This is a genomic window from Psychrobacillus sp. PGGUH221 (genome assembly GCF_042055255.1).
Taxonomy (GTDB): domain Bacteria; phylum Bacillota; class Bacilli; order Bacillales_A; family Planococcaceae; genus Psychrobacillus.
The window spans coordinates 710,791-736,878 of sequence record NZ_JAQMHQ010000001.1; the positions used below are offsets into that span (position 1 = coordinate 710,791).

The following is a 26,088-nucleotide window of genomic DNA, read 5'->3' on the forward strand; positions in this document are numbered from 1 at the left end:
TATCCTTGCACTTATTATATGATACCTATAAGGGGTATGCAACAAAAAAGATTTATTTTTTGAAAAATCTTCATAAAATGTGTATCAGCAACTCAGAGAATTGAACACGGGTGTGCGCTTGCCGTACGCTACGCATGAGCCTCCGCAGGATGAGTCGCTCCTTCGTCGCTCCCACATCCTTTACGTGGTCTCATTCTTCGCGCTCTTGCGGCCTGTAAGGCGCACATCCTGAAGACATCAAGATGATTTTGAAATAATTTAGAAGCAAACCTACACCCTATTTTCAGGATTATTGATTAACAATACATTTAAATAGAGTCATACTTAATTCGTTATTAAGAGAATTCACTGGCATTCGCGCCTTGCGAGCCGCATGACGTGCCGTATGAGACAGCGAAATGCGCTTGCGCATACAGCGGCTCATGCGGACGTGCGGCCAGCGCGAATGCCTATAGTCGGTAATGTTTTTTTTCAAGATATTATTGGTACACAGAAATCGGAAACACTGATGTGCGCTTGGCTATCGATTAATACTGTATTCTTACCCATCTTTACGTGTCTACAAATTAAACAGTGCTTTTTGTCTTAATAGATGTATTAACTACAAAAATGGCGTTCATATAGTTAAAGCTTTAACTAAAATGAACGCCATTATTTATAACTATGATTAATTAATTATATGCTGGGCATGATTTGCTCCATATAACGCTTAATGGTTTCTTCACTCATTTCGCCTGTAATTATTTTTTCTATTTTCCCCTCTGGGTTTACTAGAAAGGTTGTAGGTAAAGGATTGATATTATAAGTTTCCATTACACTTTTATTATCATCAATTAATACAGGGAAAGTTAAGCCTTTACGATCTACGAACTTTTGAACCTGAAAATCTGATTCACCAATGTTTACTGCTAATATTTGAAGGCCTTGGTCTTTGTATTCTTGATATTGTTTGTCCATGAGAGGGAATTCTCTTTCACATGGTTTACACCAAGTTCCCCAAAAATTTAGAAAGACACCTTGTCCTTTATATTCCGATAATTGATGCTCTTCTCCATTCATATCAACAAGCGCAAAGTCAGGAGCATAATCCCCTACCTGCAATATAGCATTTTTTTCTTTAGTTAAATTTGAATAAATGGTTAAGCAGATAGCTCCAATCAATAATCCTAATATAACTAGACGCATGTAAAACCTTTTTTTCTTTTTATCCATAGTTATCACTATCCTTTCTGGTTTTCTGAGATGCTCCGGGATTTTCTGAGATACACTCGAGATTTTCTGAGATTCACCCGAGATTTTCTGAGATTCCCTCGGGATTTTCTGAGATACTCCCGTGGTTTTCTGAGATTCCTTGAGATTTTCTGAGATACTCCCTGGATTTTCTGAGATTCACCAAGATTTTATTTCCAAATAAAATAGTTATTTACGTTTCCAAAGCATTAGCATCATAATTGTAATAAAAGTAAAAGCTATGAGTGCCAAAAAAGGAATCGTCACAAACCCGAACCAGTTAATGTATTGACCTGAGCATGGAACTCCGCTCGTACACGAACTAAATTCATGCATGGAAGGTATCTTTTGAAGTGCATAATGATAACTAGAAACCAACATCCCTATAACAGACAAAGGTAAAATATACGTATATATTGTTCTGTCATTTCTATAAAAAGCAATACCTAAAAAAATAACAAGAGGATACATCAAAATTCTTTGATACCAACAAAGTGTACATGGTATAAAGCCCATATGTTCGCTGAAGAACAAACTTCCAACCATCGCTATAATGGAGACAACCCATGCAAACAGTAGAGGCTTATTTACCATCAGAAGCCGCCTCATCCACCATCTTCGCTAAATCGTCCATTGTTCCTCCAGTAAATTCTTTTCCGCCGACAAAGATTGTTGGAGTTGCTGTGACACCTAGGCTGTCTGCTGTACTCATATCTTTATCCCATGCTTCTTTGCCTTTGCCTTCTTTAAATGCAAGCATTACTTTTTCTGTTTCCTCAGGATTTGCAACTTCTGCTAATACTGCCTTTAAGAAGTCTTCTGTCATTAAATTCGTTTGCCCAGTTTCTGTTGTTTGATTTGCAAATAATAGGTGATGGAATTCCCAAAACTTTTCATTTCCAAGCTCTTTGTAAACCGTTTCAGCAAATTGTGCAGATGTCGTTGAATCAGCTGCAATAAATGAATAATTCATAAAGTAAAATTTCGCTTTTCCTGTTTCAACTAATTCTTGATTTATTATAGGAAAGAGACTGTTATTGAATTCCCCGCAATGTGGACATTTGTAATCACCGAATTCAACTATTTCAACTGGGGCAGATTCTTCCCCTATAAACGGCTGTCCTTCGTAATTAATATCGACTGCCTTTTCTTTAGCATCCGTTAACACAACAATCGCTATAAGACATACCGCAACTATACCGATCACCCAAAATATTTTCTTAGACATTTAAAAAACACTCCTGATTCAAACTACATTGTGTAGTGTAATATGGTAAAAAATTTACGCTAAAGCGTAAATAAAAAATATACAGATTAAGATAAAAATAGCTAACGACAGGAACGCTTCCCTCACAGGTACCTTCCACTCAACATCCTTTAAGGGATTTAAAATATATTGAATTCGATAATTTACAGATGTATCCGCAAAGGATGCATAGGTAAAAGGCATTTTTTCTTGCTTTCCAACTTTCAATATTTTTAACAATGCACTCCCTAAGTACACAGATGTCTCTTGTTTCTCGATTGCGAATTCATCTGCCAATACTTCCTGAATGATTCTATATTTTTGATTAAACCACTTAAGAATTGGAATATAGCGAATTGTCGAGGAACATAGTGAGAGTAAAAAAATCTTAAATGGATCACGATTTTCTTGATGAAAATTTTCGTGAGCTATTACAGCTTTTAGTTCTTCCTCGTTTAATAGATTAATCAAACCTGTTGAAACGACAATTTTAGGTCGTATAAACCCCATAGTTATTGCGATTGGACTTGGGTAAGAGATGACTAAAATATCCTCTTCTCTACTACCATACATCTTATTCATTTTGGTTGTCAGCTTTTTCTCTCTGTATTGCTGAAACCTTCTTTTCATTCTGGATGCATGTATTATTTGTGACCCCATTTTCCAAAGGACAAGGAGAACGGTATAAACAACAAGTGCATCAAGGACATATTCAAGTGAGGATAATCCAATTGCTTTTAAGGTACTATGACAAACTGCAACTATATTAAACTTAACGTTCCATCCTGCTAACATCGAGATAATATATAGAGCCATTTGAAGAAAGATTATTCCGGAAATGACAAGTGATACGATGAACATAATTGATGATTGACGTTTTGACATAAATTACTTATCCTTTTTTAATTCTTTAATTTTTTTCTCGAGTTTAGCGACTAAATCGTCATCAACGTCTTCTAGTGCATCTAGCATATGACTAACGACAACAGTTCCAAATTCATCCATTAATTCGTTCGTCATTTCCTTTGACTGCGTATGTAAAAACTGATCTCTCGATAGAACTGGTTTATATAATGAAGATCTTCCTTCAGTCCTCTTTTGAAGAATCCCCTTTTCGACCAGTCGATTCATAACAGTCATAACCGTGTTAAAATTGGTCCCCTTTTCACGGTCCAGAACTTGTTGAACATCTTTTATTGTCATTTCAACATCGTTCCATAAGATATCCATTATTTTTGCCTCAAGCGGTCCGAAAAAGCGGTTCAACCCACTTTCATTTTTGTTAAACTTTCGAATCAACACGATTTTATCACCTCACATTACTCATTGTAGTGCAAATATCTTTCGAATGAAAGTGTTTTATACTCAAAAACATTGTAAGATCAACAATTTTATGAATTACATTATAATCTTGATTTTCGTTTACCATCGAATATAATCGATTGTTTGGGGGAACTCCAGAAGCCGCTCAATATGCTATCGATAACATTGTGTTCGATTGGAAAGAAAACGCATTAAAAACGGCACAATCATATGCAGAAACTATGAATATGTCAGATTCAGCTATTTATGATCAATTGATTTCGGAATACGGGGAAAAATTCACTCCGGAAGAAGCACAATACGCAATAGATAATTTATAATAAAAACAAAAACAAACCACCTTCCATATCACTGGTTGGTGGTTTTTCTTTATTCTAATACTACATTTCCATTTACTAAATATCTCTCTACATTAATCAATGTGTAATAATCATCTACCTTTAAAACTCCTGGATTTACTCTCTTAGGTTTTTTATTTGTCTTAAATTCTCTAGCGTAACCTTCTATATACTCTACCAAGACAGTATACTTTTTATCCATCATCTCACCCCTGCTGAATACTATTCGAGATGAGTGTTCTATACTTTAGACCTACACTCTGAATTATCCCTCCACGAAGAATAATTTCCCCTTCCTTCCACATCTTTATAGTTACCTCAGAATTTCTTTTAATCGCTATGTTTATTGTTTCTTCTATTGCGTGTAAATCCCATTCATCTAATTGTGGACGAGGTACTTTCTTTTGTTCTTCATTATAACTTCTTAATCATCTTCAAATGTTCTAGCATCATTATGGTATCCACTTTTTACTTCCTCTATCCTTCACATTGGATAAATCTAATTGGTGATTATCCATCATCTTATCGAAAAATTCTATTTGGATCACCCTATTTTCTAATTGATAAAATATGTAATTAGCAATTCCTCCGAACGATCACGGAGTTGTGTATTCAAATATGAGTTTCGTTCTTCCCATCCCATGTGGATGAAAACATAATCTGATTGTTCTTTGTTCATATTCTCTCGTATCAGTTTCATGTTATGTCGTTTCAAATAAATTTCCGTTTTCTTTAATTCAGATCTAACATTTTTTAAGGCATCTTCAACCAAAGCGATATATGGACGATACAGTTTAAATGGTAGCTTCATTATCAATTTAAGGTAATGTTCTAATCCCTTATTCAACATAGGAAGGTCATACAAAAGAGGTAGGGAATCCTCTTATTTAATACTCATTTCGACGCAATATGTTCCGTATAGGTTTTATGAATACTTGAAAGTCTTTTAAAATATGCTGATACATGTTAGCTCATAATGAAGGAGGATGTTTAATGACAAAATTTGCTTTAAGCCACAAAACACCTAACAAATATGAATCGTACTTCATTACCAATGGACCTCAGGAAGACGGTACCTATATAGTAAGCTACCAACAAACTAATTTTGAAATTCTTCATTTGTCCAACTGTAGTAGTTTAAATGAATGCAGAATAACAATTTCGAATTTTATACTCGAAATATTAAATGAAACTACAAACACTGTTTTTAATCAGCTTTGTAAAAAACCCGGACGTGAAAAAGACCGATGGGACCAATGGAGAGTTTCCCAATTTATATAAACAGGGTCAGCCCCTGTTTAGTTTATGCTGCGTTTAATGTTGTTATTTAACTGCATTTAATATTATTCGAATCCAACCGAAAATTGAAATCCATAATATTATGCTAAAAATTAAGCCATTAAAGAGCCCCACGAAAAACCTGTTCTCCATATTTAACCCACTCCTTATAATGTAAAGGATTGGCAAATGTTTAAGTTTTTAAGCACCTTGGCTAGTTAAATTTTATAACTACTTCACACTTATCAAATATAATTTTCTTGTTTGCAAAAGCCGTCTCATTTCTTGGTGCCAGTAAACTGTGGATGGCACAACTGAGACGGTTGGATTTTCCCTTTGAAGAAAAAGATAGTTACATACTTGTAAAAGATCCATCAGGAAATACCCTTGAAATTATAGCTAAATAAATCATAAGAACGTTATCCCTTTCTACAAAATAACTCGTTCTGTGCTATATTTAAATTCAATGGTTACCCCCGAAAGGATGTATTAAAATGAAGAAAAGTGTAGTAATCGCAGAAAAACCTTCAGTTGCTCGTGACATAGCACGAGTATTGAATTGCCATAAAAAAGGAAACGGCTTCCTAGAAGGCGACAAATACATTGTGACTTGGGCATTAGGACATCTCGTAACACTTGCTGATCCTGAAGCATACGACAGTAAATATAAAACATGGAACTTGGAAGATTTACCTATGCTCCCTAACGACTTAAAGCTTGTCGTGATTAAGCAAACGGGCAAGCAATACAATGCCGTGAAAAGTCAATTAGTCCGTACAGATGTGAGTGATATCATTATCGCAACAGATGCCGGTCGTGAAGGTGAATTAGTAGCAAGGTGGATAATCGACAAAGCTAAAGTAAATAAGCCCATTAAACGTCTTTGGATTTCATCCGTAACAGACAAAGCAATTAAAGAAGGCTTTCAAAATTTAAAACCAGGTAAGGCTTATGAAAACCTTTATCACGCTGCAGTTGCCCGCTCAGAAGCAGATTGGTACATTGGATTAAATGCAACAAGAGCACTTACGAGTAAATTTAATGCACAGTTATCATGTGGACGCGTACAAACCCCAACCGTTGCAATAATAGCGCAAAGAGAAGAAGAAATAAAAAACTTCAAACCCAAAACCTATTATGGAATTGAGGCTCATACAGATCAACAACTAAAACTCACTTGGGTCGATAGTAAAACAAACGATACGCGAACATTTACGAAAGAAAAAGTAGAACAAATAATAGCAAAAATAAATAAGAAGCAAGGTACAGTTGTGGAAGTGGATAAAAAACACAAAAAAAGCTTTGCACCGCAACTCTATGATTTAACCGAATTACAACGCGATGCCAATAAAATATTTGGCTATTCTGCTAAAGAAACGCTTGGTATTATGCAAAAATTGTATGAGCAACATAAGGTGCTAACATACCCACGAACGGATTCCAGATACCTTTCAAGCGATATTGTAGAAACTTTACCAGAACGCTTAAAGTCATGTGGCATTGGACAATACAGACAACTAGCAAACAAAGTTTTACAAAAACCAATTAAAGCAAATAAGGCTTTTGTAGATGATAGTAAAGTATCCGATCATCATGCAATCATCCCAACAGAAGAAATTGTAAATCAAGCAAACTTTACGGACAAAGAACGAAAAATTTATGATTTAGTTGTAAAACGCTTTTTAGCAGTTTTGTTTCCTCCTTTCGAATATGAACAAATCACAGTGAAAGCTGCTATTGGAGATGAAGCATTTGTAGCAAAAGGGAAAACAATTCTCTCATCAGGCTGGAAAGAAGTATATGAAAATCGTTTTGAAGAAGATGACAATGCAGATGATATGAAGGAACAAATACTTCCTCGCATGGAAAAAGGCGATAAATTATCCATTAAATTTGTGACAGAAACTTCTGGTCAAACAAGACCTCCAGCTAGATTTAATGAAGGAACTTTACTTACAGCTATGGAGAATCCAGCAAAATATATGGGTACCCAAGATAAAGAATTGGCAAGAACACTCGATAAGACGGGTGGTCTTGGAACTGTTGCGACAAGAGCAGATATTATTGAGAAGCTGTTTAATTCTTTCCTTATGGAGAAAAAAGGAAAAGATATATATATCACATCAAAAGGGAAACAATTGCTTGATTTAGTTCCAGAGGACTTGAAAACCCCAGCCCTTACTGCGGAGTGGGAGCAAAAGTTAGAAGCAATCGCAAAAGGAAAATTAAACAAAAATGTCTTCATCAGTGAAATGAAAAACTATACAAAAACAATTGTCAGTGACATCAAAAAGAGTGAGAAGAAATTTAAGCATGACAATATCTCCTCGAAGACATGTCCTGATTGCGGTAAACCTATGCTTGAAGTGAATGGTAAAAAAGGTAAAATGCTCGTATGTCAGGATCGTGAATGTGGTCACCGTCAAAATGTAGCAAGAGTGACAAATGCTCGCTGCCCACAATGTAAGAAAAAGCTTGAACTTCGCGGTGAAGGCGAAGGGCAAATTTTCACATGTAAATGTGGCTATCGCGAAAAGCTCTCTGCTTTCAACGAACGTCGTAAAAAAACCTCCGGAGGAAAAGCAGATAAACGAGATGTACAAAAGTATCTGAAAAAGCAAAACAAAGAAGAAGAGCCTGTAAACAATGCGTTAGCAGAAGCTTTAAAGAATTTGAAGTTGTAGTTTAAAAAGAGAGTGACTTTTAAGTCACTCTCTTTTCTTTAGGTTTGTAATTGGTCTCGGTTGTTCTTATTTTGGTCTCGTTATTTAAAAATTGGTTGCGATATTGCATGAATTAGTCTCGGTTTTATTGAAATTAGTCTCGTTCATGCATTTAATGCCAATTTTATTACTTTATCTTAATTGATACAGAACCATCTAAGTAATTAGGATATGCAGTAAAATCCAATCTTACTGGATTTTTGACATCCTTTGCTTCTAAAGTTATTTCTGAAAAATGATATTCTCCATCGCCCGAGGTACCTTGCGTTGGTATATCGACTACTTCTCCGAGTGCGTTCTCACCATCTGTAAAAAGAGAATACATATGGTTTTCCCGTATAGGAGCATATTTTACCTCAAATGAATTACTATGAATCCCCGTAACTTCAATTTTACCTTCGGATGGCTGTTTCAAAACTTTCTTCTTTCCAAAGTCGATTAATAAATAACTATCGTCCTTAGGGAGCGCCTGCACTTTATCGAATTTAAAATAAAGCTCTTTTGGCTCTTTAAAATAATTGCTTTGTATAAAGTAGGTTCTTTCTTTGTTTCCTACTCCCCCAAAACCACTTGTTCCATTTTGAATGGAACTCCAAACTTCACCGTTTTCATCTTCGATTCGCATATCCTCAAACTGTAAGATTTCCATATCATTTTGTTCGTCAAACTCTATAGAAACTGCTACACGTAGAGGATAAACCTTTATTTCTTTCACGAGTATTTTCTGACCATCCATCTCTACTTCTTCATTTAATGAATATACTTTTCCATTCTTCCATTCATTTTTAACAGTGAACGGAACTTGGAAGGTTGTATTTTTACTATCCATTTCTACTTGAAACGTAATCTCAAACTCATTAGAAGTAAATTTCTCTGTCTCTGTAAAAACAAAGCTGAATTTATCTTCCTTCCGGTTTGCATGCTCCTGATTTGGTGAATCGTGTCCAATAGAACCAATTAGACTTCTATCGTCATTTAACAAATCAATTTTATTATAGTTAATATTTTCAATAGAATGAGGGGCTTCTAACGTATAGAAAATCTCTGCTCCCGTTTCATCTATAATCACTCCATCAATCGTAAACGTCATATTGTCTTTTATTTGGCTAACGCCGATTGGCTCGTAATAGTCTTTTTCCATAATTGCTTCTAACCCTTTATCAAACTGAATTAAATGAACAAATCTCTCCATTCCAGGAATAGATGAAACTGCGTTAGCAAATGCAGGAGATACTCGGATAGATGTCACTAATGTAAGCATTAGAATTGCTACTACAGAAAGCATTGAGATTGTTTTTCGACGATTTCTTTTTTTGTTTTTTGCCTTTTCGATGCCTTCTTGTATGGCATCGTTTACCCGCTGTTCAGGAATCTCAATTTGCTCCAATCGCTGTTTTGATTGTATGAGCATTTCTTCTTCTTTTTCATACATGATCTATATCCCCTTTCTCTGTCAGGAAATTTCTCAATGACTTTAGCGCTTTATGAAGTCTCGATTTTACGGTTCCTTCTGGAATTTTTTTTATCTCAGCTATTTCTTTAATTTTTGTATCTTGGAAGTATTTAAGGAATATTAACTGCTGCTCTGCACTAGACAAGGAGGCAATGGCTTCCTCCATTTCTAGATTAGTATTGTCTGTGTAGTAGCCCATTTCTTGTAGAAATTCATTGGAAATATATCGTTTGTTCTTTTTTAAATGATCCTGGCAATAGTTCATCATGATTCGAATAAGCCATGTTTTCATATATTGCGGCTCTTTTACTGTATGTATTTTTTGATAGGCTCTAAATGTAACTTCTTGCAATGCTTCCACTGCGTCATGTTCATTTTTTAGAAAGGCAAATGCTGTATGATATAGTACCTTTTTATGCATCTGTATTAACTGTATAAATGCTTGTTCTTCCCCTTGAATAGCTTTACTCGCTATGTCTAAATCCTCCACGCCAACACCCCATTTCATCCCCTCTTATACATTAGACATTTGAACACCAAAAAAGTTCATTTGTTTTAAAATAAAAAAAACGGATGCCCCAAAAGCTTTGGAGACATCCTTCTATCTAATTCATCAATGCGTATCGATTGGTTCTTTACAAAGTGTTTTACTCATTTCTACGTATTGTACAAATACACGAGCGAGTTCTCGGAGACGTTCATGTACGTCTTCTTCAACAATGACGTTATTTTTGTCAAAATGGCTAGAGTGTGTGTACACATAATTTGGGGTGACAAGGCATCGGAAGTAGTCCAAAATTGGTTTAAGCTGATTTTCGATTACTAGGTGATGTTGGTATGTCCCGCCATTCGCTACAATAGATACTGGTTTGTAGCGCATTGTTTTTGGATGTAAAAAGTCAAATGTATTTTTCAATACTCCAGGGATAGATCCTTGAAAAATAGGTGTTGCAATAATATATCCGTCAGCTTGTTCAAACTTACTAACAAGCAGCTTCATGTCATCGTTATAGTTTTCAAATGGTCTACCATCCACAAATTGATGTTCATAATTCGCTAGACTTACAATTTCTAACGTATAATTCTTGTTGAGATTTTCTATATAGTCTTTCACTTGTTCTAAAATAACTCCTGTTTTCGTACCAATAATTGTTCCGTCTACAAGTAGAATTTTCATTTTACAGAACCTCCTTTATCCGCTTCTCATTGTATCAAAAAAGGAGGTCTAATTTCGAAATAAACTTTCATTTTGACAAAGTTCATCCTTTTGACTGAACCCCTCTTTCCTCGACTTTCTAATTAATACAGTATATGCATGAACCCAATGAGCTGTAATTTGCTTTAATCTTCTATTTTTTCCTTTTCTACAAATATATCTTTTCGATTTTCCCAATTAAACAATTCTTCTCGCGGAATCGGCTGCTCATCCTCTTCTATAATTGGTTTTGCTTCTAAAATAGGTAAAGCTTTATATATATTCACTTTATTTTTATTTCCATGGACTGCATAATGGTATATTGCAAAAGCTAATTGTTTACCTTCAATAGAACGAAAGCGCTTAAAGGGGCCAATCAATAGTGGATTGAGTAGTTGGAATACTCCTTCCGCAAGCCTTTCCCCAAATCGAAATTCTCCTCGATCCCCTGTAAGTAAGGTCGGACGGAAAATGGACAGCTGCGGAAGATTTAAGTCCATAAGTTCTTGCTCCATTTTCCCTTTTATACGGCTATAAAAAAACGGAGATTTTTTGCTAGAACCCGCTGCAGAAATGACAAGCACATGCTGTATCCCCCTTTTTTTTGCCAACGAAGCAATTTGAAGAGGATACATAAAATCCACTTTTTCAAAGTTCTCCTTCGTTTTCGCTTTTTTCATCGTTGTTCCTAAACAACAGAATAGATCATCTGCAATTTCTAAATCCTTTTCTTCCAACATATCAAAATCCTTAATTGTTACATCCAGTTTTGGATGCTTATATGTAATGTCTCTTCTAGCAATAATTGAAACTGCAACATATTCTTCACTTTCACATAACTGTTTTACTAAAAAGCTTCCAGTAAATCCCGTTGCACCAACAACGATAGCTGTTCTTTTTTCCATTTCACTATGCCACCCATCCAGTAATAAGTAGAGATCTGAGCCTTTCGTTATTCTTGCAGTCATACACACCTGTCCCTTTCCATACAATAAAAAGTATAGTAAGGAAAGGATGATGAAAATTGAAACTAGCTTATCTTTTAAATACACTTCCTCACCGCGGATTATATCCTGCTGATCGAGCAAAAACACTGCTCCCTGCTTTAAATACTACAGATTGTAAATTTTTTGTACCTAGTTCGAATACAAGCCTAATTGCATATTTAGAAACGCTAAATATTAAAGCTGTTTTATTTAGAAATAATGCTAACCTATTAGAAGAAATGAAACTTTTTAGTCCTAATTGTATTATTCATGATAGTGGGAACTCTGAAAAAGATTTGATTCGCCATTTAAAAACATTTAACTGTCCACTTATCCATTTCGATGATCATGGGGATGGTGGAGCATTAGCTGACATTGTTTTTCAGGCATTATATGAGAATCCAAAGGACATTTCCAAAGAAAATTATGTATATGGACCTACTGGATATATTCCAGCACATAAAATTGTCTATAAAAATAATAACATGTTACAAGATCCGCCACATATTGTGGTAGCCTTCCCTCATGAAGATCCGGAGAATTTGACGTATCGCACGTTAAGGCATCTTGTCCAGCTGCACATCCCTTTACAAATTAGTGTAATTGTTGATGAAAATTATAAGCATGACATAACAGAGCTGAAGCGGTTTGCGCTTACTCGAAAATCCATCAAAGTTATTTCCACCAAAGAACCAGAATCTTATATATATACTAGTGATATCGTCATTACTTCTGGTGCTTACACCCCCTTCCTTGTAGCACAACTTAAAATTCCTTGCATTATTTTGTGTGCACATGAGGAAGAGATGAATTATGCATTCCCACAAGAAGTAAATGGCTTTGCCAATTTGGGATTAGGACGCAAAATCAAGCAATCCTACCTTCAAAATGCTGTGATGGAAATCATTTTGCATGACAATAGAAGAAAAGCATATATACAGAAGCAGCAACATATTCAATTTAGTTCTAATTTAGAAGATGTTGTAAATCTTATCAATGAAACTATAACGAAAAAAATAGAACAAGAAGAAATAGCGCGTTAAACAACTTTTTATGCTACAATTAGGCAAAAAGCTGAAGGTGATTTTTCATGACAAAACAACAACTACAAGCGCAGATAGCTGAGTTAAAAATGGATTACATCCGTTTACAAGGAGACATGGAAAAACTGGAATCAAACGGCCATCCCACTCAAATAGAAAACGCCGAACGTAGACTAGCCAAAATGGAAGAAGACCTTGCAGAACTAAACAAACAGCTCGCGGAATTGTAAAACGTTAATTATTCAGATTCTGGCAGATAAATTTCGAAGCTAGGTTCCCAGACTGACTTGAAAACGCTTGTCAGTCGAGGCAACTTAAGTTCGCGTCATCCTTGTCGCAACGGTTGCATGACCCAATCCTATGGGACTGCACGCCGGCTCGAGAAGGAAGCTCGATATAGTTTTTATGAGCTTACAATGGTGTGCCAGCAAATGTTCTTTCTGCGACGAGCTTTGCGCAGGAGTAACGAAGAATGAGAGCGTTTGACAACAGTCTAGCGAGCTTTCTTTATGGAGGAAACAATAAATGAGCTTATTAAACGTAGAAAATTTGGGACATACATTCGGAGATCGCACGCTTTTCAAAGAGGTTTCTTTTCGTTTAGTGGAAGGAGAACATGTTGGACTAGTTGGTGCAAACGGGGTTGGTAAATCCACTTTGATGAATATACTGACAGGCGAAATCATTTATGATGAGGGCCGTGTAGAATGGTTGCCTGGCACTCATTACGGTTATTTGGATCAGCATACCCGTTTACAACAAGGACGCTCCATGTTCGACACACTTCGAGATGCCTTTTTGCCTCTTTATAAAAAAGAGGAAGAGTTAAATGAAATCATCGCAAAAATGGCGGATGCCACTCCAGAGGAATTGGAAGAATTACTAGAACAAATGGCGGAAATCCAAGATGCTTTAGATGCTGGTGATTTTTATTCATTAGACATGAAAGTGGAAGAGGTCGCTCGTGGTCTTGGGTTAGATGCTATCGGATTAGACCGTCCAGTTGAAGCACTATCTGGTGGGCAGCGTACAAAGGTGCTTCTAGCTAAGCTTTTATTAGAGAAGCCAAAAGTATTGCTATTAGATGAGCCTACCAACTATTTAGACGAAGAACACGTTTCTTGGTTATCTAACTATCTGAAAAACTATCCATATGCGTTTTTATTGATCTCGCATGATACAGAATTTATGAATGGTATTGTTGATGTCATCTTCCACTTAGAGTTTTCAAAGTTGACTCGTTATACAGCATCCTATGAAAAGTTCTTAGAGCTTGCGGAGTTAAACAAAAGACAGCATATTGATGCTTATGAAAAGCAACAAGACTTCATAAAAAAACAAGAAGAGTTTATTGCAAAAAATAAAGCGCGCTATTCTACAACGGGACGCGCAAAATCTCGCCAGAAACAACTTGATCGCATAGAGCGTATAGACCGTCCAGAAACAGCAGCAAAGCCTGAATTTAGTTTCAAAGAGTCTCGTAGCTCTGGTCGTTACGTGGTAGAAGCGGAACATTTAGAAATCGGTTATGATAAGCCTTTACTCCCTCCTTTAACGTTCACTATTGAACGCGGAGAAAAAATTGCACTTGTTGGAATGAATGGTATTGGTAAATCAACTTTACTTAAAACGATGTTAGGCAAAATTCCTTCACTGGGTGGAAAAGTAACTCGTGGGGATTTCTTATTTCCTTCTTACTTTGAACAAGAAGTAAAAGCGGGTAATATTACACCAATCGAAGCCATTTGGGAAGTTTACCCAAGCATGGAACAAAGCCAGGTACGTGCGGCTTTAGCTCGAACTGGTTTAAAAAGTGAACATATTTCCCGTCCACTTTCTAGTTTAAGTGGTGGCGAGCAAGCAAAAGTACGTTTATGTAAACTGATGATGGAAGAAAGTAACTGGTTAATTTTTGACGAACCAACAAACCATTTAGATATCCATGCAAAAGAAGAATTAAAACGTGCAATGAAAGAATTTAAAGGAACTATCGTACTTGTAAGTCATGAACCTGAATTCTACGAAGGCTTAGTAACAAAAGTATGGAACGTAGAAGAATGGTTCTCCACTGGAAAAGAAGTAATAGAAGAATAAGTATGTTCGATTGCCCTGAGTTTAGTTAGCTCAGGGCTTTTTATTACATTGGCTCTGTAATTTTTGTTCTTTAATAAATTTGTACATATACTACACGAATATGAGCAAATGTATTCTTCATATACTTCATTCGAGCAATTTGGTACTGCAATCTCTCGAGCTTATATATTTTCTCTTGTGTTTCTAATCATGATATACCTGGATATTTCCAACCCAAGCTATTACCCCAAAATCATCTGCACCAGTACCATTGATAGGCATTTTACCTCTACCAAACCAATAATCTAAATAAATATCTAACTGAAACAATTGAGTTCCTATTATTTCTATCTTTCAACACAGATCAACATAGTTGGTTATTAACTCCAATAAAAATATCACACCTATCTTTTCTAATATTTGACTTCTATAGGTAACATTAAAAAATAATATTCATTTACTTGTTTCCAAACAAATTTATGTTGATTATTAAAATTTATTTTTACACTTGCTCGACTTTTTAACTTGGGTATTAATTCAAAATTGGATTTAGTTATATAATTGTTACACATTGAAAAGCTATATGCTGTACTGTCTAATTTTTTTGATTCTTTTGTGTAAGAACCGTTATCAGTTATCATAAAAAAATAAGCTAGATCATAACCCGCGTTTAAACACCCTTCAAGTGATTGTATGTCAGAGTATGCATCAATCCTAGCCTCATCGTCTGCACCTTGTGACTTCTTTTTAAATTTCAGTTCAATTGCTGATTTTGAGATAATTACCCCATTTTCAAGTAGGTTACATGTAATATCAATATACTTATTTCTTCCATTAATATTTATTTCTCTTACTTCTAAATCTACATAAAATTGCTCTGTACGAGAGAAACAATGTAAATCTCCAACTTGCCGCAATATGTTGCCAAAATTATGCTGAAAAGGCGCTTCTTTAGAGACAATTAACCTACCGTTAGTAAATTGACTTATAAATATTTCCCAAGACTTCACTATTATCATTTTGAGTTTTTCTGTTGCGTTTGATGAATACATCGTAAAACACTCCTACAAAGATTTTTTTCGATTATAGTATCTTTGATATTATATCTTTTTTTTATTTTACCTCTATCTATTTAATAGATTATTAATGTTCCTAAATACCCTTCTCCACATTACACTTTTTTTATTCACTTTTAAAACTAGAGCGGAAAATCATCGTCCGACACTTCAATTGGTCCCTCGCTATTTGCAAAAGGATCTTTACCCACCCTTCTATACTTCTGGTGAAGCTGAGTTGTCGGAGCATTGTTTTGTGAGCCTGTCCATTCCTCGGTCCTAAGAATTGAACGCTATTTGTAATAAAATAAATGGACAATGGGAACCAATTCGTACTGAGAGCGTCCAATATATTAAGTAAAGCAAAAAAAGCCCCCATCACTGGAGACTCTCCTCTTTATTATGCTAAAACTAATGATTCTTTTGCTATATCATCATTCATAATTAATTCTTTCAAGCGTTGTTTCGCTCTAAATAGTCTTGATTTTACCGTACCAATAGAAACCTTCATCACTTCAGCAATTTCAATCAATGAATACTGGTGAACATAAAAGTATAAGACAGTTTTTTGATAGATACCATCTAATTCGGCAACTTTAGAACGAATGATTTCACCTACGTCCTCTTTCTCCAGTTGCTCTTCTACCGATAAAACATCGGAAGCGATTAAATCTAGAATAGAAACATCCAATTGCTCGGGTTGGTTTGCAACATATTTGCTACGTCGCACTTGTTTACGATAACGATCACGGAACGTATTCATACAAATAGTTGTTAACCACGCTTTTAAATGGTCAACCTCTTTCATATAAGATTCGTAACGTACGACCTTCATCCAAACTTCTTGCATTAGATCTTCCGCATCTATTTGATTTTTAGTTAATTTTAAACATAAGTAGTATATGTAACGGTTATATTCTTCATAAACATTTTCTAATTTGACTTGCATGGTTATTCCTCCGCTCAGCTTTTGTTGATACCTTTATAATGCCAAATATCAACCTTTCACTCCATCGGATTCTCTTTCAACTCTATTACAAACGTGTAAGAATAAAAAACGCAAGGAGTAATTAACTCTCTTGCGTTTCTGCTTCTATCGCTTCAGTTATAATTTCTTTTTTAATAATCGTTAATTTAGCAATACGGCTCCGATCCATTTCGTTTACCTCGAAAAGAAGATTTTCATATGTAAACTGTTCATTTTCTTCCGGAACATGCCCTAGCTGATCTAGGATAAAACCACCGATTGTATCATTTTCATTTATGATGTTAATATTAAACATTTGATTCACTTCTTCGATTTCCAAACGTCCTGCGCAGATTAATTGATTCTCTGTCATTTCGTGCACTAATATTTCTTCATCATGATCGGTTTCGTCTTCAATTTCCTGCCCAATCATTTCTTCTAATAAGTCTTCATGTGTCACAATTCCAAGTGTTCCACCATATTCATCCAATACAATCGCCATATGCTTTTTGTGCGTCAACATCAGTTTAAAGACTCTTTCGACACTCAATGTCTGCACTACAAATAATGGCTCTTTATCAATTATTTCCTCTAAACTTGTAGATGGAACCATCGACCATTCAATCAGCTTTTTCGAATAAAACATTCCCACTATTGTATCCATATCCTCATCGTATACAGGATATCGTGTATAAAAGTGTTCTAATATCGTATCTCGTACTTCTTCATATGTGGCTTGTAAAGGAATTGCAACCACTTCCGTTCGGTGGGTTGATAAAACGTCCGATACATCTTTATTCGGAAAATCGAGTATACCTTTTAAACGCTCTGATTCTTCTTCTTCGAATGTCCCATTTGTAGAAGCTATATCTACCATATTTAATAATTCTTCTTTTGAAATGGTTGTTTCCCTTACAGCCCCATTAGAACCAATACGAATAATCATATTGATTAGTCCCGCTATTAAAAACGTTATTGGTCTTAGCAGTTGAACTAGAAGGCGTATAAAAGGAGCAATTATGTAAACAATTGATTCTGAAAAAGTACCAGCAATTGTTTTTGGTAAAACTTCAGCAAACAGTATTATCAAAACCGTTAAAGTGACAACTGACCAAGCAATATTCCATTGGTAATTCTCTGCTATCAGGATTAACAAAACAGTTGCCGCTATATTTGCAATCGTGTTTCCAACTAAAATTGTTATGATCATTCGGTCCGGTTTCGATAAAAGAACAAGTAGTTTCTCTGCTGCCCTCTCCCCTTGTTCAGCTCGTAACCGAACCTTCGTCCTATTAACTGTCGTTAAAGCTGTTTCACTTCCTGATAAAAAAAATGAAACAAGCAGTGCAAAACCTAATAGTACAAATTCTATGTACAAGTGTGTTTCCTCCTAAAATGATTAACTCGAACAGTATTTCTTTATAACTATAGCATACTGTGATTTTAGTTGTCACAAATCTTATGCTATACTATTTCTATTCACGAAATTTTATGAAAAGAGGGGTTTTAGTGAGCCAATTTTCAGTTTTAGATAGTTACTTTACAGAAAAAAGAGAAGCACATTTAGAAGAACTAAAGCAATTCTTGCGCATACCAAGCATTTCTTCTTTATCAGAGCACAAAGAGGATATGCAAAAAGGTGCACAGTGGTTAGCAGATTCCTTTACTAACGCAGGATTAGAAAATGTCGTTATTGATAAAACAAGTGGTCATCCTGTTGTTTATGCAGATTGGTTACACGCTGAGGGCAAACCAACTATCCTTGTTTATGGTCATTATGATGTGCAGCCTGTTGATCCCTTAAACCTTTGGGAATCAAAACCATTTGAACCACAAGTGAGAGACAATAAATTGTACGCTCGTGGCGCTAGTGATGACAAAGGACAAGTATTTATGCATGTAAAGGCAGTGGAAGCACTTCTTCAAACAGAAGGATCACTACCTGTTAATGTAAAATTTTTGATAGAAGGCGAAGAAGAAGTCGGTAGCCCTAATTTAGAAGAGTACATTGAAAATAATAAAGAAAAACTTGCTGCTGATGTGATTGTCATTTCAGATACTGGTATGCAAGGTCCTGGTCAACCGGCAGTTTGCTACGGCTTACGCGGGCTTTGTGGCGTACAAATTGATGTAAAAGGTGCAAAAGGTGATCTTCACTCTGGACTTTATGGTGGTGGAGTTCAAAACTCTATTCATGCACTAGTTTCTATTTTAGATTCATTCCGAGATGCAGAAGGTACAATCGAAGTGGAAGGATTCTACGAAAATGTCCGCCCTCTTCTAGATGAAGAAAGAGAAGCATACAAAGCACTTGGTTTTGATGAAGAAGAACTGAAAAAAGAAGTAGGTGTAGATGAACTTTTTGGTGAAAAAGGATACTCTCATTTAGAACGCGTGTGGGTCCGCCCTACTTTAGAAATCAATGGTGTATTCGGGGGATTCTCTGGAGAAGGCATTAAAACAGTCTTACCAAGTGAAGCAGGAGCAAAAATCACTTGTCGTTTAGTACCAGACCAAGATCCAGACGAAATCGTTGCTAAACTAAAAGCTCATATTGAGAAAAATAAACCAGCTGGTGTCACAGTAACACTAACTGAGTTTGACAAAGGAAAACCATTTATCACCCCATTCGATCACCCTGCAATTCAAGCAGCTGGTCGCAGCTATGAAAAGGTATATAAAGTACCTACAGCATACACTCGTGGTGGAGGATCTATCCCGATAGTAGCAGCATTCGATGAAATTCTAGGATTACCAGTAGTATTAATGGGCTTTGGTCTATCTACTGAAAATTTCCATGCACCAAACGAGCATTTCCATCTAGAAAACTTCGACCAAGGCTTACGTGTAATCGGCGACTACTATTACGAATTAGCAGAGCTTTCTAAAGAAAACTTAAAAAAATAATAATTCTTCTAAAACACATGGGTTTATAAAATCCATGTGTTTTTTTCACAAAGAATGGTTTATTTGAATATACGAGAAATAACACCAGATGATGCAGAGAAATTTGTTGAGTTAATAAGCTATATAACAAATGATAAAGATATCAACTCTACTTTTGTTTCTTAATTAATATTCTATGAGAAATGGTCTCGTATATCGTGGAATTGGTCTCTCTTATGAGTAATTTGGTCTCGGTTACACTGCGATTTGTCTCGGTTCCCTCTGAATTGGTCTCGTTTAGACATTTAGCGACATTATAAGTAAAATAATTCCAAACTAATTTTACCTATTTCACACAAAGACAGCTATCAATTACGATGAATGGTTGCTCACTTTAATGAAATGGCTACCCTTTCGCCATTTTCTCTGTTCCACTGAATTTCACTTCAGAGTAAATAAAAAAGCTATCTCGAAGTGAGATAGCCATCTAAATATTATGCTTGTTTTTCAAATACTGTAACGAACTCTTCTATACTGTTTCGTGGTCTTGGCTTAGGCATTTCATCAAAGTAACCGACCTGTAGCATGCTAATGATTCGTTCACCATCTTTTATTCCAAGTGCTTCGCGGAATTTAGGGTTGTCTAGAAATCCAGGTGTTTTCCAGCACGATCCGATGCCTCGGTCCCAAGCTAGTAATTGCACATTTTGTACAAGCATACTAGCTGCCGCATAGTCTTCCAGTCTTTCCTTTTGGCGTGCATCTTCAGGAACGATAACAAATACATAACCGCCAGCTAATGTATATTTTTTCATTTGTTTCTCTAAATCTTCGTCTGAAAGCTCTTTCCACTTTGGTAATCCAAATTCTTTTAATACATCGTATAAATCTACTAGTTCTTTTCCGCAAGCAACAACAAATCTCCATGGTTGTCTTAGCTGATGATTTGGTGCCCATAGAGCATCTTCTAAAATAGATAATAATACTTCTCGCTCTACTGGCTGTCCATTATATAACTTGATAGAACGTCGCTGTATAATGGCGTCGCGAATACTTAATGATTGATTCATCATTTTTTGAAAAACTCCCTTTTAATAAACATGAATGATTATTATTATCATACCAATTATGGCATTACAATAAAAGCCTTGTCTTTCTTAAAGCAGTGTTACTCGATTTTTCCCATTTTTCTTTGATTGGTAAAGTGCTTTATCTGCACGATCAATCAGTTCGTCCTTCTTTTTAAAAGCATGCTGCTCGGTAGATGAGGCCCCAATACTTACAGTCACATAACTATTGTCTTTACCTAGACTAAATTTCTGTTCCTCGATCAATAAGCGGATATCCTCTGCAAAATTTAAAGCATTTTGTATAGATGAGTTTGTTAAAACAACAGCAAATTCTTCGCCACCATATCTTGCAACAAACGTATCTTCGGGACACATCTCTTTTATTAGCTGAGAGCTTTTAATTAATAATTCATCTCCTGCTACATGCCCATAATTATCGTTATACACTTTAAAGTTATCAACATCGATCATTAAAATGGATAACGGACTATTATTCTTAAATGATTCCTCAAAATATTTACTCATATATTCATCAAAGTATCTACGATTATAGATTCCTGTTAACCCATCAATTAATGTCAATCGTTTCAATTCATCGTTTTTTTGCTTCAATTCCTCTGTTCTCGCTTTTATTTTCTCATCTAAAGAGGAATTCAGAACTTGTAAATCACTAGATAATCTTTCTGCTTCTTCAAATTTTCTTGCATAGTCTTTACTTAAGTTAAATGACTGAATTAAAACATATAAAAAGAATCCACTTGTAGATAATGGTATAGAAACAATCCAATTAAGCGTAAGTAACACATCATTGAGTACTGTTACAAAGTAAACAAGATTAGCTATTAAATTGACACGAGCAGTCGGACGTTTTCTTTTGTACGCTACAATAAGAACATATAAACCATAAAGGACATAAAGTATTATGATTTTAAAGATCAAATCTAATAATGGTCTGAACACCAATGGTTGCTCAATTAAGGTAAAAATTATTGAACAGAATGCTATGATAATTCCAACTAGAGTTGGTATTTTTTTCATTTCCTTCGGATACATCGCTTTTATAAAAAGTAAATAGAATAAGAATAAAAGATATATACAAATAATTTCAATTCGATATACCCATATCCATTCCATGGAAGGAAAAATTTTATTTAAATAAAAAGGTGATTTCACCATTGTATAGATGGAAATTAGGATACTAATTAAACCAAAGTAAAAAAAGACAATCTCTTTTCTTCTAAAGAAGAAGATAATAAGTTCATATATTCCCATTACTAAAATGGCACCAATAGAAAACATTGTATACGCAAGCGTCGTACTATTGGTTTTAGAAATTTGTTCAGATGTCCCTAAAAATATAGGCTTCGTGGCTCCTCCTACTGGATGGTCAAAATTAGCGACATGTAAAACAATATTTAATTCCCTGTTTCTTGGTGTAAAATAAACTAGTTGGTTGGAATATTCGGGTTCACTCGTTTTGGCACTAGTTCCTACAAACCCATTCGATGCTACTCTTACCCCGTTTACCAATAAAGTGTAAGAGGTGTTTTGATTTGTAGTTGTAAGTGCAAGCGTGTTCCCTACTTTTTCTTCAGGTATAGTAACCTTTAAATAGTATGTACCGTAACCCAGAGATGTACCCAATGTATTCTCCCAATCGGATGGTACCAAGAGGTTGGCATAATCTCTTTCTATTAATCTCTTTTTAATTTCATTTTCAGAAAGCAATTCTTGCCAAAAAAACTTCCATTCCCCATTTAATTGAACTGGGCCAGAACTTGCAAAATCTTCAATCGTCAAGTTTAACTTCCCGTTTTGTGCAGTAACAGGAGGAACTGTCTCATTTGAACAAGATGATAGTATAAATAAAAAAGGAATCAGTAGTAGTAAAAAGCATTTTTTCATACTTTGCAGCCTTTCTACTTTCACAATCAAACCTAATTGAGGTGATGTAATGTTTCTGTATTGGATTATTTGTTATATAGTTGGCACCTTCCTAACCGCTTGGTGGGTAGGAAAATGGAAAAAAACTGATTTACGAACACTTCGAAGTGGTAACCTAGGTGCAAGAAATGCTGGTGCAGTTCTTGGAAGATCAGCCTTTTTAGTTACTTTTTTAGGTGATGCCTTTAAGGGTGTTTTCGTTATCTGTATTGGCTTTTATTTTCAATTTTCCTATGAATACATTGCAATCGGAGGATTATTTGTTATATTAGGTCATCTTTTTCCATTTTGGTTAAAATTTAAAGGTGGTAAGGGGATAGCTACATTCATTGGTGTCGCTCTTACTTATAATACACTATTATTTGGAATATTTGCGTTACTTTTTCTTTTATTAATATTAATTCTTCGAAGTGCAACCTTGAGCATGATCGTTGCCTTTTTCGCATATGCTTGCATTTGTTTGTTGTACCCAGCTTTTCAAGATGCTTGGCCACTTTCTATAGCTATTTTTATTATCTTGATACGCCATCGATTTGACATGATTGAGTCATGGAATGAAAGATGGTGGAAAAAGACTATTTAATGTTATTAATATTATAACAATTTCCCAAGAAGTTCTGAGTATACTATTAATCTGTATGCTATAATTATTATCATTTAAATAATTTATTGAATAGGATGTTTAATATGACGAAGAAAAAAATAGCATGGGTTGTAGATAGTAGTGCATATGTAAGTGAAACATTAAAAAACCATCCAGACGTTTATGTGATCCCGCTTAATATCCATTTCGGTCAACAGGAATTTATAGATGGTGTTGACTTAACTTCAGCACAATTATACGACCGACTTCGTATAGAAACGGAGTCCATCAAGACATCTCAACCGTCCGCTGGCCAGTTTGCTGAGCTATATTCAAAATTAGACAAGGAATATGAGTCAATCATAGCAATCCACGTTACCAACAAATTAAGTGGAACAATTTCAGCCTCGATGAGTGGTGCTCAAATAGCGAAAGTAAATGTGGAATGTGTTGATTCCCTTTCATTATCTGCTGGGATTACTGGTCTTGTTGATAAAGGACTACTTTTACAAGAACAAGGATTATCCTTTGAAGAAATAGCCATCCAATTAAGAACATATGCTACTAAGTTTCGAAATTATATTCTAATAGGTAATTTAACTCGCCTTTACAAAAGTGGAAGACTAAGTAGTGTCCAGTTTTATCTTGGTAATCTTTTGAAAATAAAACCTGTTATACAAATTAACAATAAAGGTGAGCTTCAAGAATTAGATAAGGTTCGTTCTCATAAAAAAGCAATACAGTATTTGATAAATAAAGTAGTGGAATCCGTACAAACAGAAGGAGCAGAAATAGTTTATATTATGCATGCTAATGCTTTGGAGCAGGCAGAGAGCTTAAAAGATGCCATTCAGATGCAAGTACCTAACTTACAGATCACTATTGGAGAAATAAGTACTTCACTTGCTGTGCATGCTGGAGAAGAAACACTTGCTGTACTTTGGTACGCTACCTAACAAAAAAGAGGGTCACCAATCCATCCTGGTCACCCTCCTTTGTTATGATTAAAAATTGTCTTTAACGTGGAAGAAAATATAACTAGTTTTTGAAGTATGCGCATAGGAATCTGCATAATTCCAATACCTATTTCGACTGTTATTCGTATGAGCGTTAACATATGGCATTCCATTTTGAATACTTGTAACTATAGTAGAGTGATCGTATCTTCCGTCCCCTTGAAAATCATAAAAAATTAAATCACCAGGAACAAGTTTTGAAGGTGAATTTACTTGTGTTGCCTGTAATCCCTTTGTAGATCCCGCTAAGTACCAACGTAACGAATGTGGGGTACTCCAACTTAAACTCCATGAATTACTACTTAACCACCAGCCTCTCTCTCTGTTTGGCTGTCCTCTCATCGGGGCACCTCCCGCAAATAGACATTGTGAAATGTAATTTGTACAATCCACATCAAATTTTGGAAATTTCGGATTATAACTATTCCACCACTTTTGTGCATATGCCACAGCTGCATCACGATCATACTTAACCAATTTTCAACCTCCCTATACTTTGTTTATATGATTTCAATGAAAATATATGCTAGTATTGATTCAATGAATCCTTTTTTTAAGCAAACAAATAGAAACTGAGTAGAAAAAGTGGACTGAAGCTCGGTTTTAGAAAGGAAGATGGCTGATGCCACAACATGCAGAGAAAGAAATTACAGTACCTACCCTGCTTTGCGATGATAAGGGGAACTTGAATCCTAAGGCAATTGGATATGCTAAAAAACCAATTATTGAAAGCAATCTAAAGGGGCACTATATGCGGAAAAAGAAGTGGAATTATTGGTGCGTGTTCGGGGATGAAATTCTCTTTTCTGCAACAATTAGTCATTTAGATTACGCAGCAGTTTGCTTTGTTTACTTTTTAAATTACGAAACGCAACGATTTGTGGAGAAAACGGTAACCATTCCTTTAGGAAATAAAGTCAAAATGCCAACACAAATTCTAGAAACTGTTCAATTACATTCAAAAGAAATGTCCATCCAGCTTTTATATATACAGAATGAGACACATATGACTGTGACTATCCCTAACTTTGATGGAGATCTCTTGCATGCTGACTTACATATTTCACATCCTGTAGAAGATGAATCATTAAATGTTGTAATTCCATGGAGTCGTACACAATTTCAATTTACGGCAAAGCATCATCTATTACCTACAAATGGTTTTGTGAAAATTGGTGAGGCTCGTTATTCTTTTCAAGGAGAGGATAATTTCTCGGTGCTTGACTATGGAAGAGGAGTTTGGCCACGAGAGGCCACTTGGAACTGGGGATTTGCATCCCAACGTGTAGGTCTAAAAAGAATCGGGTTAAACTTTGGCGGTAAATGGACCGATGGTACAGGGATGACGGAAAACGCTATTTTTGTAGATGGGAAGATGACAAAAATACATGAAGATTTATTGTTTTCTTATAACCCACATGATTTCATGCAACCTTGGACTATTAAAACTAAATTTTCCAATGAAGTGAATTTAACCTTCACCCCATTCTCCCACCGTATTGCTAAAACTGATGCAAAGCTAATTTCCTCCGAAGTCCATCAAATGACAGGTTATTATAATGGGAAAATCCAACTCGAAAACGGCCCAACTCTGAATATTCGGGAATTGCTCGGTTGTATTGAAGAGCACAAGGCCAAATGGTAATAATTATATGAAACGCTGTTTCCTGAGGCATTGT

The 26,088-nt window shown here is 35.4% G+C and carries 27 protein-coding genes and 2 pseudogenes; 10 read left to right on the plus strand and 19 right to left on the minus strand.

Annotated features, from left to right (window positions below; all coding sequences use genetic code 11):
• Positions 1-675 precede the first annotated feature (675 nt).
• The 5 genes from resA to PGC35_RS03315 all read right to left on the minus strand — a co-directional run bounded on the left by resA (position 676) and on the right by PGC35_RS03315 (position 3,778).
• Positions 676-1,212, minus strand: a complete 537-nt coding sequence (gene resA / locus PGC35_RS03295; RefSeq protein ID WP_375218172.1) for a thiol-disulfide oxidoreductase ResA — start codon at positions 1,210-1,212, stop codon at positions 676-678.
• Between the two features lie 207 nt (positions 1,213-1,419).
• Positions 1,420-1,824 (minus strand): disulfide oxidoreductase, encoded by a 405-nt coding sequence (locus tag PGC35_RS03300; RefSeq protein ID WP_375218173.1) that lies wholly within the window; start codon positions 1,822-1,824, stop codon positions 1,420-1,422.
• Positions 1,814-2,458, minus strand: coding sequence for a DsbA family protein (locus PGC35_RS03305; protein ID WP_375218174.1), 645 nt, complete (start codon positions 2,456-2,458; stop codon positions 1,814-1,816). Before PGC35_RS03305 ends, PGC35_RS03300 begins: the two co-directional genes overlap by 11 nt.
• 54 nt (positions 2,459-2,512) lie before the next feature.
• The gene (locus PGC35_RS03310; protein WP_375218175.1) at positions 2,513-3,361 is read right to left on the minus strand and encodes a M56 family metallopeptidase; all 849 of its coding nucleotides are present in this window, start codon (positions 3,359-3,361) and stop codon (positions 2,513-2,515) included.
• A 3-nt stretch (positions 3,362-3,364) separates the two neighbouring features.
• Positions 3,365-3,778, minus strand: coding sequence for a BlaI/MecI/CopY family transcriptional regulator (locus PGC35_RS03315; RefSeq protein WP_275789166.1), 414 nt, complete (start codon positions 3,776-3,778; stop codon positions 3,365-3,367).
• Between the two features lie 146 nt (positions 3,779-3,924).
• Between PGC35_RS03315 and PGC35_RS03320 the strand changes: the two are divergent.
• Positions 3,925-4,119 (plus strand): annotated as a pseudogene (locus PGC35_RS03320) (Ltp family lipoprotein); the annotation flags it as partial.
• A 49-nt stretch (positions 4,120-4,168) separates the two neighbouring features.
• Here PGC35_RS03320 and PGC35_RS03325 read toward each other — a convergent pair.
• From PGC35_RS03325 to PGC35_RS03335, 3 genes and pseudogenes are all read right to left on the minus strand, one after another.
• On the minus strand, positions 4,169-4,339 hold the full coding sequence (locus PGC35_RS03325) for a hypothetical protein (RefSeq protein WP_375218176.1): 171 nt from the start codon (positions 4,337-4,339) through the stop codon (positions 4,169-4,171).
• 4 nt (positions 4,340-4,343) lie between these two features.
• Positions 4,344-4,553, minus strand: a pseudogene (locus tag PGC35_RS03330) (YolD-like family protein); the annotation flags it as partial.
• A gap of 140 nt (positions 4,554-4,693) precedes the next feature.
• Complete coding sequence (locus PGC35_RS03335) at positions 4,694-4,987, minus strand: YhjD family protein (RefSeq protein WP_375218177.1); 294 nt, start codon at positions 4,985-4,987, stop codon at positions 4,694-4,696.
• Positions 4,988-5,130: 143 nt separating this feature from the next.
• On the opposite strand from PGC35_RS03335, the gene PGC35_RS03340 reads away from it, so the two are divergent.
• Together PGC35_RS03340 and PGC35_RS03345 are read left to right on the plus strand one after the other, a co-directional pair.
• Positions 5,131-5,418, plus strand: coding sequence for a hypothetical protein (locus PGC35_RS03340; RefSeq protein ID WP_375218178.1), 288 nt, complete (start codon positions 5,131-5,133; stop codon positions 5,416-5,418).
• Positions 5,419-5,909: 491 nt separating this feature from the next.
• Complete coding sequence (locus PGC35_RS03345; RefSeq protein ID WP_375218179.1) at positions 5,910-8,099, plus strand: DNA topoisomerase III; 2,190 nt, start codon at positions 5,910-5,912, stop codon at positions 8,097-8,099.
• 166 nt (positions 8,100-8,265) lie between these two features.
• Here PGC35_RS03345 and PGC35_RS03350 read toward each other — a convergent pair whose 3' ends face one another.
• The 4 genes from PGC35_RS03350 to PGC35_RS03365 all read right to left on the minus strand — a co-directional run bounded on the left by PGC35_RS03350 (position 8,266) and on the right by PGC35_RS03365 (position 11,754).
• A complete protein-coding gene (locus PGC35_RS03350) occupies positions 8,266-9,570 on the minus strand; it encodes a DUF4179 domain-containing protein (protein WP_375218180.1) in 1,305 nt (434 codons plus the stop codon).
• A complete protein-coding gene (locus tag PGC35_RS03355) occupies positions 9,563-10,099 on the minus strand; it encodes a sigma-70 family RNA polymerase sigma factor (protein ID WP_375218181.1) in 537 nt (178 codons plus the stop codon). Before PGC35_RS03355 ends, PGC35_RS03350 begins: the two co-directional genes overlap by 8 nt.
• Positions 10,100-10,204: 105 nt before the next feature.
• Positions 10,205-10,768, minus strand: a complete 564-nt coding sequence (locus PGC35_RS03360; RefSeq protein ID WP_053590609.1) for an NADPH-dependent FMN reductase — start codon at positions 10,766-10,768, stop codon at positions 10,205-10,207.
• A 164-nt stretch (positions 10,769-10,932) separates the two neighbouring features.
• A complete protein-coding gene (locus tag PGC35_RS03365; RefSeq protein ID WP_375218182.1) occupies positions 10,933-11,754 on the minus strand; it encodes an NAD(P)H-binding protein in 822 nt (273 codons plus the stop codon).
• A gap of 56 nt (positions 11,755-11,810) precedes the next feature.
• Between PGC35_RS03365 and PGC35_RS03370 the strand changes: the two genes are divergently transcribed.
• The 3 genes from PGC35_RS03370 to PGC35_RS03380 all read left to right on the plus strand — a co-directional run bounded on the left by PGC35_RS03370 (position 11,811) and on the right by PGC35_RS03380 (position 14,909).
• Positions 11,811-12,815 carry a hypothetical protein gene (locus PGC35_RS03370; RefSeq protein WP_375218183.1) on the plus strand — a complete coding sequence of 335 codons (1,005 nt, stop codon included), beginning with the start codon at positions 11,811-11,813 and terminating at the stop codon, positions 12,813-12,815.
• Between the two features lie 47 nt (positions 12,816-12,862).
• Positions 12,863-13,045: an SE1832 family protein gene (locus PGC35_RS03375; RefSeq protein WP_053590611.1), complete on the plus strand. Its 183-nt coding sequence runs from the start codon at positions 12,863-12,865 to the stop codon at positions 13,043-13,045.
• Between the two features lie 295 nt (positions 13,046-13,340).
• Positions 13,341-14,909: an ABC-F family ATP-binding cassette domain-containing protein gene (locus tag PGC35_RS03380; protein WP_053590612.1), complete on the plus strand. Its 1,569-nt coding sequence runs from the start codon at positions 13,341-13,343 to the stop codon at positions 14,907-14,909.
• Positions 14,910-15,092: 183 nt separating this feature from the next.
• Here PGC35_RS03380 and PGC35_RS03385 read toward each other — a convergent pair whose 3' ends face one another.
• The 4 genes from PGC35_RS03385 to PGC35_RS03400 all read right to left on the minus strand — a co-directional run bounded on the left by PGC35_RS03385 (position 15,093) and on the right by PGC35_RS03400 (position 18,288).
• Positions 15,093-15,218 (minus strand): hypothetical protein, encoded by a 126-nt coding sequence (locus PGC35_RS03385; RefSeq protein WP_375218184.1) that lies wholly within the window; start codon positions 15,216-15,218, stop codon positions 15,093-15,095.
• Between the two features lie 83 nt (positions 15,219-15,301).
• The gene (locus PGC35_RS03390; RefSeq protein ID WP_056828179.1) at positions 15,302-15,940 is read right to left on the minus strand and encodes a hypothetical protein; all 639 of its coding nucleotides are present in this window, start codon (positions 15,938-15,940) and stop codon (positions 15,302-15,304) included.
• A 403-nt stretch (positions 15,941-16,343) separates the two neighbouring features.
• Positions 16,344-16,892, minus strand: coding sequence for an RNA polymerase sigma factor (locus tag PGC35_RS03395; protein WP_275789123.1), 549 nt, complete (start codon positions 16,890-16,892; stop codon positions 16,344-16,346).
• Positions 16,893-17,013: 121 nt separating this feature from the next.
• A complete protein-coding gene (locus PGC35_RS03400; protein WP_375218185.1) occupies positions 17,014-18,288 on the minus strand; it encodes a hemolysin family protein in 1,275 nt (424 codons plus the stop codon).
• A 113-nt stretch (positions 18,289-18,401) separates the two neighbouring features.
• Here PGC35_RS03400 and PGC35_RS03405 point away from each other — a divergent pair, with 113 nt between their 5' ends.
• A complete protein-coding gene (locus tag PGC35_RS03405) occupies positions 18,402-19,817 on the plus strand; it encodes a dipeptidase (RefSeq protein WP_375218186.1) in 1,416 nt (471 codons plus the stop codon).
• Positions 19,818-20,290: 473 nt separating this feature from the next.
• Here PGC35_RS03405 and PGC35_RS03410 read toward each other — a convergent pair whose 3' ends face one another.
• Positions 20,291-20,869: a nitroreductase family protein gene (locus tag PGC35_RS03410; protein ID WP_375218187.1), complete on the minus strand. Its 579-nt coding sequence runs from the start codon at positions 20,867-20,869 to the stop codon at positions 20,291-20,293.
• A gap of 84 nt (positions 20,870-20,953) precedes the next feature.
• Positions 20,954-22,771 (minus strand): sensor domain-containing diguanylate cyclase, encoded by a 1,818-nt coding sequence (locus tag PGC35_RS03415; protein WP_375218188.1) that lies wholly within the window; start codon positions 22,769-22,771, stop codon positions 20,954-20,956.
• 49 nt (positions 22,772-22,820) lie between these two features.
• Between PGC35_RS03415 and PGC35_RS03420 the strand changes: the two genes are divergently transcribed.
• On the plus strand, positions 22,821-23,393 hold the full coding sequence (locus tag PGC35_RS03420) for a glycerol-3-phosphate acyltransferase (protein WP_375218189.1): 573 nt from the start codon (positions 22,821-22,823) through the stop codon (positions 23,391-23,393).
• A 104-nt stretch (positions 23,394-23,497) separates the two neighbouring features.
• A complete protein-coding gene (locus tag PGC35_RS03425) occupies positions 23,498-24,349 on the plus strand; it encodes a DegV family protein (RefSeq protein ID WP_375218190.1) in 852 nt (283 codons plus the stop codon).
• A gap of 48 nt (positions 24,350-24,397) precedes the next feature.
• On the opposite strand, the gene PGC35_RS03430 is transcribed toward PGC35_RS03425, so the two are convergent.
• A complete protein-coding gene (locus PGC35_RS03430) occupies positions 24,398-24,886 on the minus strand; it encodes an amidase domain-containing protein (protein WP_053590622.1) in 489 nt (162 codons plus the stop codon).
• A gap of 145 nt (positions 24,887-25,031) precedes the next feature.
• Between PGC35_RS03430 and PGC35_RS03435 the strand changes: the two genes are divergently transcribed.
• The gene (locus PGC35_RS03435; protein WP_056828192.1) at positions 25,032-26,054 is read left to right on the plus strand and encodes a DUF2804 domain-containing protein; all 1,023 of its coding nucleotides are present in this window, start codon (positions 25,032-25,034) and stop codon (positions 26,052-26,054) included.
• Positions 26,055-26,088: the final 34 nt, after the last annotated feature.